Source organism: Micromonospora sp. NPDC000207 (genome assembly GCF_040300925.1).
Taxonomy (GTDB): domain Bacteria; phylum Actinomycetota; class Actinomycetes; order Mycobacteriales; family Micromonosporaceae; genus Micromonospora.
Genome location: NZ_JBEPEQ010000140.1, coordinates 1 through 12,137 on the forward strand (window position 1 = coordinate 1; position 12,137 = coordinate 12,137).

Sequence of the window (12,137 nt, forward strand, 5' to 3'; positions counted from 1 at the left end):
GCCTCCAGCAGCATCCGGGCCGCGCAGGTCACCGCCGCCGCCGAGGCGCGGGCCGACTCCGGCATGGTCAGCAGGGCGGCGGCGGCGCTGCGCGGATCCTCGGCCACCCGCAGGCACCGGGCCAGCCCGAAGGCCGCCGCGACGACCCCCTGGTCGGTCTGCCACACCCCCCGGTAGTGGTGGGCGGCACCGGCGTGGTCACCGTCGGCCTCCACCGCGACCGCGTATCCCACCCGGGCGGAGACCTCACCGGGCAGCCATCCGTAGACCCGCCCGAACCACTCCCGGGCGGCGGCGGTGTCGCCCTGCACCAACGCGACCAGGCCCCGGTGCCACCACAGGGACCAGTCCCGCAGCCCGTCCGGGATCCCGGCGAGCAGGGCACCGGCCTCGGTGTCCCGACCGGCGGCCAGGTACGCCCGAACCGTCCGGTAGGTGACCTGGGCGGTGTGCTCCGGGGCGGCCTCCAGCAGCCTGATCAGTTCGGCCGGTTCGGCGGGGCCCAGTGAGGCGAGGAAACCGGCCGCCGGGTCGTCGCCGTCGACCAGCGGCGTGGGCAGACCGAGGGCCACCTCGACGGGGTCGCTTGTGGCCTCGGTGTGCAGGGCGAAGGCGCAGGCCGCCGGGCTGAACAGCCGGGACCGGCCGGGTCGGGACAGACCGTCGGCGGCCGAGCGGACCTGACGGCGTACCCCCCGGGCCTGTTCGCGCATCTCGGCGGCGGACCCGAACCGTTCCTGCGGGTCGGCGGCGGTGGCCCGGGCCAGCAGCCGGGCGAACGGGTCCAGCCGGGCGGGCAGGGACAGCCGTAGCAGGTCCTGCCCCTCGGGGAGGGGACGGACGTCGGCGGAGTGGACCACCAGGGTCAACGCCGCGAGGGTCCGACCCACCGTGTAGACGTCCGAGCGGACGCTCGGGCCGGCCGGTCCGAGCCGCTGGACCTCGGGGGCCTCGAACCCGGCGGTCCCCCAGGGCGGGCTGACGGTGTTGTCGATCCGCCGGGCCGCACCGAAGTCGACGAGCTTCACCGGGCTGTCCGAGGCGTACCCGCCGACCAGCATGACGTTCTCGGGCTTCAGGTCGCAGTAGAGCCACCCCTGGTCGTGCAGGTACTCGAAGGCGTCGAGGATCTGGTCGCCGTACCCGAGGGCCTGCGCGACGTCGACGGCGGCCGGCCCGCCGTCGGGACCGAGTCCGTGTCGGGCGTCCTCCAGGGTGCCGCCGTTGACGTACTCCATCACCAGGTAGCCGACGCCGGTGTCGTCCGGACGCAGGGCGTGGGTGATGGTGACGATGCGCGGGTGGCTGAGCGCGATCAGCGCCTGCCGCTCCGCGGCGAACGCGGCGGCGGCCTCCCGGTCGGCGGGATTGCGTTGTCCCTTGAGGACCCGCCAGCTGCCGTCCATGTCCTCGTCGCGGGCGAGGAAGACCCACCCGACCCCGCCGTGGCCCAGGCACCCCTCGATCCGGTACCGACCGGCACGCACGTCACCCTTGTGCAGCGGTGGGGTGAAGGAGTAGCGGGTGCCGCAGTGCGGGCAGTGCGCCTCGACCCGGGACACCTTGCGCTGACAGGTGGTCTGCGGGCAGTACCGGGCGTGCTCGGGAACCACCGGCCGGGACTGCACCGCCGACAGCGGGTCGCGGGCCGGGGCGGGGGGAACCACCACCGGCTCCTCCCACGGTCGGTGTCGGGGGAACGGGTCCCGCAGCGGCACCGGGAGCGACCGGCCGCCGGTCGGCGCGGATCCGACCCGGACGGACTGCTCCGGCCGGGCCCACTGCGGCGGGTCCGCCGCTGCGGGAACCGACGGGGAGGCGGCCGGTTCCCCGGTGCAGGGTTCGCCCCAGAGACGGCAGACGCCGTCCCGGTCCACCGCCCCGGGGCAGTTGCGTTCCGCGCAGGCGCGTAGCTGTGCCGTCATCGGTTCACCTCGTTCACTGCCTGCTGGTAGGCCCGGACCGCCCGGCTCGCGGCGGTCACCGTGAAACCGTCGGGGCGCAGGCCCGCACGCGCCTGCCGGTAGCTGTTCTCCAGGTCCGGGTGCTCGGCCAAGCCCTCGTCGGCGGCCCGCTGCCGGTACGCCTCCAACCGCCCCCGCAGCTCCCGGTGACACCGACCCCGCAACCGGCGGCGGACGGCGTCCACCTCGTCGGCGGCCCGGTGCAGGTCGTCGACCAGGTCGGTGTCGGGTCCGCCCCCGACCGGGGCCACGGCGGCGCGGGCGAGCAGGTCGTCGACGTCGTTCGGCGCGGCCTCGGTGCCGCCCGGCCCGCCCAGGGGGTCGGGGCCGCCCAGCCCCTCGGCGACCGCCTCGGCGGCCAGTTCGCGGAGTCGCTGCACCGACGAACGCAGCCTTCCGGTGGCCGCCGCCTGATCCGGATCCGGGCCGGAGCGCGGCGTCAGGTCACGTTCCAGTGCCGCCAGGGCCTCCCGCCACGGGCCCGGGCGGCCACACCCCACCGGGTCCGTGGCCGCCTCCCGGGTCAGGGCGGCCAACCGATCGGCGGGTACGGCACCCGGCCGCCCCGGATCGGCCGAGGCCCGGCGGAGCCGGTCGAGGTCCGCCTCGACGAACCGCACCGCCGCCCGGTACGCGTCCACCAGCTGGCAGATCGCTGCCCGGTGTCGTCGGGCGGCCTCGACGGCCTCGTCGAGGGCGAGCCGCTGCACGTGGACCGGTTCCCCGGTGGCGGAGGTGAACGTGACCTCGATCGGGTCGGTGAGCAGCCCGGCCAGTCGGGCGTCGTCCGGGCCGGGATCGTCGTCGAACGGGTCCAGGGCCAACGACAGGCACCCCAGCCGGTGCAGCTCCTCCTCGGCCTCCCGAGCGGTCTCGGCGGTGGCACCGGTCAGCGGGTGCCGCAGTTCCCGGCCGACGAGCGCCTGCATGTCGAGCAGCCACTCGGTGACCCACGCGTACGCCGCCCGGACCGCGTCGAGGCGTACGCCGTCAGAGCCCACGCCCGGCCCCCTCAGTCGGGCGGCCACGACGAGACCGGCTCACCGGGAGTGGGCTTGCCCCGGTCCGGATGGTCGTCGAGCCACCTGTCGTGCGCCTCCTGCCACACCGTCGCCCCTGCGGGCGAGGACAGGACGTGGTTGACGAACCGGACCAGGTCCTCGTTGCCGGGGGCGAAGGCGAACGAGTGCGGCTCGTCGGTGAACCACGTGCACGGACGGTCCTCGCGGTGGTAGGAGCAGAACCGGGCGTTGTCCGGCGGCGGCTCGGTCACCAGCACCGTGTCGGGGGCCATCCGGGTGAAGCCGAGCAGGATGTTCTCGTCGGTGCTGACCGCGTCGACCTGCCCCTGCCGCAGCATGACCAGACAGTCGATCGCGTGGGCGGCCTGCACCGGCACCAGGGCTCGGCCCTGGGCGGTCCGGTAACCGGTCACCGCGGCCAGCGAGGTCGTCCGGGCCGCCGCACAGACCCGACGACCTCCCAGGTGCTCCATCCCCGGGTACTGCGGTCGGCCGTCGACCCTGCGTACCAGGGCCGTCTGCCCGGAGTCGAGGTAGTCGGCGGAGAAGACCACCTGGCGGGCGCGGGCACAGGTCGCTGTCAGCGAGGTGGCGATCATGTCGATCTGGCCGGAGGTGAGCATCTCGAACCCGCCCTGGCCCGGCGGCACCACCGTGAAACTGATCCGGTCGGCGGGGTCCCGCTCCCCCGGCCACAACGCGGCGGCCACGGCCCGTACCAGGTCGATGTTGAAGCCCTGGAAGGTCTGACGCTGGGCGTCCCAGTGGCTCATCGTGGCGTCGGAGGGGTCGACACCGACGACCAACCGACCCCGGCTGATCACCGGTCGCCGGTCGCTCGGGGCGAAGCTGCGCCGGACCGTGCAGATGTCGTTGGCGGGTGCCCCGGTCGCGGCGACCTCCCGGACCCCGTCGGGGGCGGCGGACGGCGCGGCGGTGGGTACGGCCTCGGCGGCGCAGGCCGGCAGCCCGAGGAGCAGGACGGCGATCAGGCCCGCCCCGGACACCCGACGCCTGCTGCGCCGTGCCCCGCTGCGGTTCACCGGTACTCCACCAGTCGCTGTCGCAGGCCGACGACGACACCGGCACCGGCGAGCAGCACCAGCCACGCGGCGGTCCCGCCCAGTGGTCGCGGGGCGTCGGGCAACCGGGCGACCGCCGCCGTCACCGCCCGGTCCCCCTCGTCGAGGGCACCGGTGAGCGCGGTGGCCGCCGCGGTGAAGGAGGCGCCCGCCGGTCCCTCGTCCAACACGGTGTCCACCGCCCGTCCGAAGGCGTCACGCTCCTGGCTCTGCCGGGCCGTCCACACCGCGTCGAGGGTGCCGCAGTCGAACCGGGTCCCCGGGCCGCCCTCGCAGAGCCCTCGTTCGGCGAAGTCCGCCCGGTGTCCCGCCGGGTCCACGCTGGCCCCGAGCGCAAGGTAGACGTCGGCGCGTCCGGCGAGCAGCCGACCGAGTCGCTGCTGGGTGTCGCTCTGCGCAGCGACCGCCTCCTCCAGCGCCGGGAACCGGGCGGTGGCGCTCGGCCAGTGCCACCACGCGGCCACGGCCAGGCCGAGCACGGCCACGATGCCCGCCGAGGCCACCAGCAGACCGGCGTTGAACCGGCGACGGGTACGCCGCCACAGCCACCACTGCACCGCTACCGCGACCGCGAGCGCGGCCAGCGGCGTCACGATCGACGCCAGCGCCCACCATCCGGCGTCGGCGCGGGCCTGCCGCAACAGCCGGGTGTCGTAGTCCCACAACTCCTGCGCCTGGGTGAGCAACCGGCTGGCCAGGTAGTGGGAGGCCTCCCGGGCGTACGCGGCGGCGAGCACCCCCCGTACGGCCGGGTCGCCGCCCCCCTCGGCGACGGCCAGGGCGTCGGCGACGACCCGTTGGTACACCTGGAACCGGGCCGCGATCGTGGCCAGTCGAGCCAGCCGGTCCGGGTCGTCGACCGCCGCCCCCATCGAGGCGTTCAGCGCGTGTTCCACCCCGTGCACCCGGCTCCGGTAGCCGGCCTTCAACGCGGCGGACCGCTGGTCGCCGGGGGGTAGCAGGAACACGGCGCTGGCGGCGACGTCGGGGTCGGCGAGCCCGACGTAGATCTGTCGGGCGCTGGTGCTGGTGCGGGCCGCCGCCGAGGCGGAGCGTTCCCCGAGCGTGGTCGCCGGGGTGTCGGCCCGCAACGCGACCACCGCGGTGGCGACGAGCAGCACGACGAGGACGGCACCGTTGACGACGATCCGCACCGGCGTGCCGCCCCGTGCCGGTCCGTGTCGGGCCCTGGTTCCGGCGTGGTCGGACCGGGCTCCGGTGCCGGTCAGGGCCGCCGTGGACCGGCCGCCGTCGGTAGTGGTCGGTGTCCGCACAGTCGTTGCACCCCCGTTCGCCCCCGCAGGCCGTCACCGGGGCGGCGGCGAGCCACCCGTCGACGGACGTGCTCTGGCCGGCGATCGAGATCAGGGTCGCACAGAGACCACCCGTTTTGGCGTGTCAAGTCCGGTATCCGACCGAAGCCGACATCGACGCCTGCCATCGGATTCGCTCCGGCGACCCCGAACGGCGACAACTACCACACATTCACAGACTTCACTACACTCGGTGGCGGTCCCACCGTCCGGCCAATCATGAGGGCTGCCGGTGCCCTGCGCCCGGCCCGCCCCGGCGAGGAGCAGAGATGACCAGTCCCCGTGTCCGATGTCGACAGATCGTGGCCGCTCTGGCCGGCGCGTTGAGCGTCGCCGTCGCCGCCGGCGCCCCGGCCGGCGCCGCCCGGCCCGCCGAAGGGGTCGTCCGGTACGCCGACGCCGTGGACGCCGTACCCGGCAGCTATCTGGTGACCCTGCGGGAGGCTCCGGCAGGCGTCGACCCCGGCCGCACCGCCGCCGCCGAGGTCACCCGGTTCGCCGATCGGGTGCGGGACCGCTTCGGCGCGACCGTCGGCCCGGTCTGGGGCACCGTCGGCACCGGATTCGAGGTGCGCCTGCCGGAGCGGGCCGCCCGCCGCCTCGCCGCCGACCCGGCGGTGTCGACGGTGGAGCAGAACCGGACGGTGTCGCTGGCCGCCGCAGGGGTGCAGCTCAACCCGCCGTCGTGGGGGCTGGACCGCATCGACCAGCGCAACCTTCCGCTCGACGGCCGGTACGCGTACCCGAACACCGCACCCAACGTGCACGTGTACGTCGTCGACACCGGGATCCGGGCCACCCACACCGACCTCGCGGGGCGGGTCACCGGCGGGATCGACCTGGTCGACTCCGCACTGCCCGCCGACGACTGCAACGGCCACGGCACCCACCTGGCCGGCACCGTCGGCGGCACCCGACACGGGGTGGCCAAGCAGGTGCAGCTCCACCCGGTACGGGTGCTCAACTGCACCGGCTCCGGGACAGTGGCGACGGTGATCGCCGGCATCGACTGGATCACCGCGAACGCGGCCCGCCCCGCAGTGGTGCAGTTGGCGATCGGCGGCCCGGCCAACTCGGCGCTGGACGCGGCGGTGACCGCCTCGACCAACCGGGGGATCACGTACGTCACCACCGGCGGCAGCTCCAACACCAACGCGTGCAACTCGTCACCGGGGCGGGTTCCGGCCGCGTTGACGGTCGTGGGCACCTCGGCCACCGACGCCCGGCTGCCCAGCGGCAACCACGGCAGCTGCATCGACCTGTACGCCCCGGGGGCGAACATCACCTCGACCTGGCACACCGGGGACACCGCCACCGCCGCCCTCAGCGGCGGGTCGACCGCCTCGGCGCACGTGACCGGTTGTGCCGCACTGGCCCTGTCCGGCAACCCGCTCTGGACCCCGGCCCAGGTCGCCGCCCACCTGGTCGGACGGTCGACCACCGGGATCGTCACCGGCGTGGTCTCCGGCACCCCGAACCGCCTGCTCTACTGCGGCCCCTGACGCACCAGGGGTCGCCGACACGACAGGGACCGGAGATCGGGTTTCCGGCCTCCGGCCCCTGCCCGTCGGCCGGGTCAGCCGCCCAGGCTCGCGGCGGCCGAGGCGATCGCCGGGGCGAAGGCGCTCACCTGCGTGTAGACGCCCGGGTAGTTGGCCCGGGCGCAGCCCCGACCCCAGCTGACGATGCCGACCTGGATCCACCCGTTCGCGGCGTCCCGACGGAACATGGGGCCACCGGAGTCGCCCTGGCAGGTGTCGGTCCCACCGGCCGGGTAACCGGCGCAGATCTCCTCGGCCGGGATGAACTCGTTGCCGTACGAGGTGCGACAGCTGGCGTCGGTGACGAACGGGACGGTCGCCTTGAGCAGGTAACGCTGCTGGGCACCCCGCTCCCGGGTGGCACCCCAACCGGCCACCGTGAACGTTCCGCTGTCGTAGGCGGTGGTGGTGGCGATGGGAAGGGTGGCCAGGGAGGTGACCGGCGTGGCGAGCCGGATCAGCGCCCAGTCCTTGCCGCTGCCGTTGTAGCCGGGGGCCCGGTAGACGTAGTTGGAGCGGACCTGGATCCGGCTGCCGGACTGGAGGTCGACCACGCCGAGGGTCGCGGTGATGCCGGTGTTGGCGCCGGTGGCACCGACGCAGTGGGCGGCGGTGAGGACCAGTCGGGCACTGTAGAGCGATCCGCCGCAGCCCATCGAGAGCCGGACCATGAAGGGGAACTCGCCCTGAGCGGCCGGGGTGCCGCCGACGACGAAGGGGGTGACGTCGTCGGTGGGACCGGCGGCGGCCGGAGCTGCGACGACGAAGGATCCTACGGTCACCGCGACCAACGCGGCGGCCGTCCGGCCGATGAGTCTGCGCCAACGGGTCACTGGGCCTCCCAAGCCTCGGCGGCGCACCTCACGAGAGCGCCGTTGATGGCCGGAGCCTAGAAATATCGACCGATCTCCATCAACATCCTGGTCTGGTCATACGACGCCTCCGGCGACCGTCCGGTATCCACCGCCGAGTGTCGCCATGATCGAACTGCTCGGCCCTCTCCGGGCCCGACGGCGCCCACTAGGCTCGATCCCCGTACCGCTCCCGCCGTGGCGCGGCCCGTCCGGTGTCGACACCGGCCGCCGGGCCGGACGTGACCGGGGGCGCGACGGCGACCAGGAGGAACGATCGTGGTGATTGCGGGTGCCCCACAGGGCGCGCCGACAGTGGCGACACCGACCCGCCGAGCCGGTACGGCCGCCACGATCGGGGCCGTGGTGGCTGTCGTGGTGCTGATCCTGCTGGCCGTGGCGGTGGCGGGGGTGGCGATGTTCCTGCCGATGGCCATCGCCAACTGCGGGATCAACGACACCGACCACCTGCTGGCCTGCAACGTCGCGGGGCAGGTGGTGCTGCTCGTGGCCCCCTTCGGCGGAGCGGTGCTCGGCCCCGTGGTGGCCCTGGCCGGGTTCCTGCCGTTCCTGCGACGGTGGCGGGGCCTGCTCGTCGGTGCCGGTTACCTGATCGTGCTCGGCGGCCTGGGCCTGGCCTTCCTCGTCGCCTTCGGCGGCTTCTAGGGGCGCGTCGCGGACCACGCCGACGCGGTCGGTCCGGGCCACGCCGACGCGGTCGGTCCGGACCACCCCGCCGCGGTCGGTCCGGGCCACCCGGACTCGACGCCGGCAGGCCGCGTGGGCGGACCGCCGGCTATTTGACCTTGCGGGTCGAGCGGACGACCAGGTCGTCGTACTCCGGGTGCCGGTCGAGCCAACCGCTGAGGAAGGGGCAGATCGGCACCACCGTCCGCCGCCTGGCCCTCGCGTCGTCCATCACCGCGCGGGCCAGCGCCGACCCCACCCCCTGACCCTCGAACTCCGGGGTGACCTTGGTGTGGGTGTAGGCGATGATCGCGCCGGTGAGCTGGTAGGTGACGATGCCGGCCGTCTCCCCCGCCTCGGTCCGGGCCTCGAACCGCTCCCGCTCGGGCACCTCGGTCACCACGAAACTCATTCCCCCATCAAACCACGCAACCCGGCCCGGTCCGACCTGGTCCGACCCGGCCCGGGCGGTCCGAGCGTCGGCGCGACCGACCGCCACCGTGGAGACACCCGCCGTGTCCGGGGTCGACGACGTCCACGGTGCACCCCGGGACTTAAGGAGAAATTAGGAAACCGATCCGATCCGGTCGACCGTGGACGCCGTACTCATCCGCGGCAACGACGACCAAGGGAGCGGTGTATGAACAGGCGAGGCGCGACGGCCGGTCGCAGGCGCAAGGTCATCCTGGGTGTGGCCGCAGCGGCCCTGCTCGGCGGCGGGCTGGCCGTCGGCACCGGGCTGGGCAACGCCGGTGAGAACTGCGACGGACTGGACACCGCCCTGCGCAACAACCTGACCTTCATCGCCGACCAGCGCGCCAACCCGGACGCGCTCTCCAACGACCGGATCGCCAACCGGCAGGCAGTGGTGGACCTGATCCAGCAACGTCGGGCCACGGCCGGGTGCACCGCCGACGTCCGGGTCGACGCCCCGGCGGCCCCACCGGCGACGGCCCCCGCCCAGCAGCCTCCCGCCCAGGCCGCCCCGGGCGGATCCGGTCAGGACGGGACCGGGGCCGGTGAGGTGGTCTGCAAGGGATCGACTGTCACGGTGTTCAACGAGGCCGCCGGACCGGCCGCCTCCAGCGGCACCTTTCCGGTGGGAACGACCCTCAAGGTCACCAACCTGGACAACGACAAGAGCATCACCGTCACCGTGACCAGCACGTCGGGTAGCTGCGTCCTGCTCAACGACGCGGCGTTCGAGCAGGTCCGGGAGGCGGGCCGATTCGTGATCCGCCGGGCGGTGGTCGAGCGTCTCGGCTGAGGCCCCTCGACCGAAGCGACCTCCGAGGTGGTCGGATCCGCGTCAGCGGCGCCGACCACCTCGCCCGTTCCGGGTACGGACGGACCAGCGGCGGGGTCAGGCGGGATGCGCCTCGGTGAGGTGCTCCTGCTGCCAGATGGACGACATCTCGTCGAACGCGTGCTCCATGATGAGCACCATGGCCCGTCGGGCGCTGTCGCCGTCGCCGCGCTGGATGGACTGGGCCACGTCGGCGTGCAGTTGCAGCGCCTGCTCACTGGGGTAGTGCGGCATGAGGTGGTAGTGGTGGCGGCCGATGAGGACCTCGGCGACCAGGTTCTGCAGCTTGACGAACATCTCGTTGCCCGACGCGGCAAGCACCCGCTGGTGGAACTCGATGTCCAGGCGCAGGAACCGCTCCTCGTCGCCGGCCTTGCCGGCCGCCCACAGCTTCCCGGCGAGCCCGACCAGGTCGCCGGCCTGGTCGTGGTCGACCCGCTGCGCGGCGAGCAGGGCGGCGTGCGGCTCCACCGCCGTCCGCAGCTCGGTGATGGATCGGATCTGGGCGATGCGACCGACCGAGGCCAGCCGCCAGCGGATCACCTGGGGATCGAAGACGTTCCAGTGTTCGGCGGCGCGGATCATGACCCCGACCCGACGGCGGGTCTCGATGAAACCCATCGACGCGAGGACGCGTAGCACCTCGCGGACCACGGACCGGGAGACACCGTAGCGATCGACCAGGTCGTCGATGTTGAGGACGGCGCCCGGTGCCAGCCCGCCCCCACAGATGGCGGTGCCCAGATGGTCGAGGACCCGACCGTGCAGCCCAGCCTCGGCGGCGGCGGTTTGGGTGGTTGTCACCCCTGGTGAGGAGAGCTTCACGGCTCGGATCATATCAGTTGGGTCTACCCCTTGAATAAATCTGCTTTATCGGCCTAGCATCCGGACGTTAAGCGGATGTAAAAAGCCGAAGTCGCGCCGATCCCCCGGGGTGGCGACGAGGACAGAAGGAGACGGACGTGGGACGTCGATCGATAATCGGTACCTCCCTGGCGGTGACCACCGCCTTGGCACTGTCGGCCTGTGGTGGCGGTGGTAGCGGCAGCGGCGACTCGAACACCGTTCGGGTCACGCTGGTCAACCACGTCTGGACGGAGAACGTCCGGGCCGCCCTGCCGGAGTTCGAGCAGCAGACCGGCCTCAAGGTCGAGGTCACCCAGCTCGGCGAGGACCAGCTGTCGGACCAGTACAACGTCAAGCTCAACGCGGGCTCGGACGACCTCGACGTGATGATGTACCGCCCCCTCCAGGAGGGGCAGCTGTTCGCCAAGAACCGGTACCTGGCCGACCTGACCGACAAGGCCAACGGCAGCAGCGAGTTCGACTTCGCCGACTTCCAGGAGGCTCCGGTCGGGGCCACCACCTACGAGGACAAGGTGGTCGGCATCCCGATCATCACCGAGCAGCAGGTCCTCTACTACCGCAAGGACCTGCTGGAGAAGTCGGGCTTCAGCGCCCCGCCGGCCACGCTCGACGAGCTCAAGACCCAGGCCGCGAAGATCGAGGCGGACAACTCCGGTGTCGCCGGCTTCGTCGCCCGGACCGGCAAGGCCGCCGCCGTCACCCAGTTCTCCAGCTTCCTCTACAGCTTCGGTGGCGACTTCGTCGACGCCTCGGGCAACTCCGCTGTCAACAGCGCCGCCGCCAAGGAGGCGTACGCCTACTACGGCGGGCTGCTGCGTGACCACGGCCCGAACAACGTCAGCACCGACATGAGCTGGTCCGAGGCGATGGCGATCTTCACCCAGGGCCAGGCCGCCTTCTACCCGGAGGCCAACTCGCTCTACAAGAACGCCACCGACCCGAGCAAGTCGCGGGTCGCCGAGAACGTCGGGTTCGCGCCGTTCCCTGCCGGTCCGGCCGGTTCCAAGCCGTACAACATCCCCTCCTGGGGCCTGGCAGTGAACGAGTCCTCCCCGAACAAGGACAACGCCTGGAAGTTCATCGAGTGGGCCGCCGGTAAGACCCAGGCCCTGGAGCAGCAGAAGTCCGGCGTCCCCGGTGCCCGGACCTCGGTCTGGGAGAACCCGGAGGGCACCTCCACCTACCCGGAGGACATGGCCGACGCGATCACCGTCAGCCTGGCCAACGGCGTCGGCCACGACCGGCCGCTGGTCGAGCGGGTCGCCCAGGCCCGGGAGATCGTCGGTCAGCCGATCGTCGACGCGATCACCGGCCGGGACGCCGGTGCCTCGGCCGACACCGCGCACGAGGCGTTCCAGAAGTTCCTGGACGACGAGGCTCGCTAGTCCGTCAGCGGGGGTGGGGGGGCGTTGGCCCCCCCCCCCCCCGCCGGCCGCCCCCACACCCGGAACCCCAGAGAGCCGCCAACCCCCCCAACGCAGATAGGAAGAGCGGCGGGTAGGGC

General features: G+C 73.1%; 11 protein-coding genes. 4 read left to right on the forward strand and 7 right to left on the reverse strand.

Annotated elements, in window-relative coordinates; translation table 11 throughout:
- The 4 genes from ABT336_RS24490 to ABT336_RS24505 form a co-directional block, all read right to left on the reverse strand.
- Nucleotides 1-1,925 (reverse strand): tetratricopeptide repeat protein (locus tag ABT336_RS24490; protein ID WP_350899471.1); only part of this gene is annotated, 1,925 nt, incomplete at its 3' end.
- On the reverse strand, nucleotides 1,922-2,965 hold the full coding sequence (locus ABT336_RS24495) for a hypothetical protein (RefSeq protein WP_350899473.1): 1,044 nt from the start codon (nucleotides 2,963-2,965) through the stop codon (nucleotides 1,922-1,924). The genes ABT336_RS24490 and ABT336_RS24495, both read right to left, overlap by 4 nt.
- A gap of 11 nt (nucleotides 2,966-2,976) precedes the next feature.
- Entirely contained in the window at nucleotides 2,977-4,029 is a 1,053-nt protein-coding gene (locus tag ABT336_RS24500; RefSeq protein WP_350899475.1) for a transporter substrate-binding domain-containing protein, read from the reverse strand.
- A complete protein-coding gene (locus ABT336_RS24505) occupies nucleotides 4,026-5,342 on the reverse strand; it encodes a GlnX family signal transduction membrane protein (protein ID WP_350899476.1) in 1,317 nt (438 codons plus the stop codon). The genes ABT336_RS24500 and ABT336_RS24505 overlap by 4 nt, the downstream gene beginning before the upstream one ends.
- A 308-nt stretch (nucleotides 5,343-5,650) precedes the next feature.
- Here ABT336_RS24505 and ABT336_RS24510 point away from each other — a divergent pair, with 308 nt between their 5' ends.
- A complete protein-coding gene (locus ABT336_RS24510; RefSeq protein ID WP_350899478.1) occupies nucleotides 5,651-6,883 on the forward strand; it encodes a S8 family peptidase in 1,233 nt (410 codons plus the stop codon).
- A gap of 74 nt (nucleotides 6,884-6,957) precedes the next feature.
- Here ABT336_RS24510 and ABT336_RS24515 read toward each other — a convergent pair whose 3' ends face one another.
- Nucleotides 6,958-7,755, reverse strand: coding sequence for a S1 family peptidase (locus tag ABT336_RS24515; protein WP_350899480.1), 798 nt, complete (start codon nucleotides 7,753-7,755; stop codon nucleotides 6,958-6,960).
- Between the two features lie 297 nt (nucleotides 7,756-8,052).
- Between ABT336_RS24515 and ABT336_RS24520 the strand changes: the two genes are divergently transcribed.
- On the forward strand, nucleotides 8,053-8,439 hold the full coding sequence (locus ABT336_RS24520) for a hypothetical protein (RefSeq protein ID WP_350899482.1): 387 nt from the start codon (nucleotides 8,053-8,055) through the stop codon (nucleotides 8,437-8,439).
- Between the two features lie 130 nt (nucleotides 8,440-8,569).
- Here ABT336_RS24520 and ABT336_RS24525 read toward each other — a convergent pair whose 3' ends face one another.
- Nucleotides 8,570-8,872, reverse strand: coding sequence for a GNAT family N-acetyltransferase (locus tag ABT336_RS24525; RefSeq protein ID WP_350899484.1), 303 nt, complete (start codon nucleotides 8,870-8,872; stop codon nucleotides 8,570-8,572).
- Nucleotides 8,873-9,100: 228 nt separating this feature from the next.
- Between ABT336_RS24525 and ABT336_RS24530 the strand changes: the two genes are divergently transcribed.
- Nucleotides 9,101-9,727, forward strand: coding sequence for an SCO2207 family protein (locus tag ABT336_RS24530; RefSeq protein WP_350899486.1), 627 nt, complete (start codon nucleotides 9,101-9,103; stop codon nucleotides 9,725-9,727).
- A gap of 96 nt (nucleotides 9,728-9,823) precedes the next feature.
- Here the strand turns inward: ABT336_RS24530 and ABT336_RS24535 are convergent, their stop codons facing one another.
- On the reverse strand, nucleotides 9,824-10,570 hold the full coding sequence (locus ABT336_RS24535) for a FadR/GntR family transcriptional regulator (protein WP_350899488.1): 747 nt from the start codon (nucleotides 10,568-10,570) through the stop codon (nucleotides 9,824-9,826).
- 194 nt (nucleotides 10,571-10,764) lie between these two features.
- Here ABT336_RS24535 and ABT336_RS24540 point away from each other — a divergent pair, with 194 nt between their 5' ends.
- Complete coding sequence (locus ABT336_RS24540; protein WP_350899490.1) at nucleotides 10,765-12,018, forward strand: ABC transporter substrate-binding protein; 1,254 nt, start codon at nucleotides 10,765-10,767, stop codon at nucleotides 12,016-12,018.
- The last annotated feature ends 119 nt before the right edge of the window (nucleotides 12,019-12,137 follow it).

What these genes read in the sequence shown, in the direction of transcription:
- ABT336_RS24530 (WP_350899486.1), top strand. Translation starts at nt 9,101, where the DNA reads ATGAACAGGCGAGGCGCGACGGCCGGTCGCAGGCGCAAGGTCATCCTG.
- ABT336_RS24525 (WP_350899484.1), bottom strand. Translation starts at nt 8,872, where the DNA reads ATGAGTTTCGTGGTGACCGAGGTGCCCGAGCGGGAGCGGTTCGAGGCC.
- ABT336_RS24510 (WP_350899478.1), top strand. Translation starts at nt 5,651, where the DNA reads ATGACCAGTCCCCGTGTCCGATGTCGACAGATCGTGGCCGCTCTGGCC.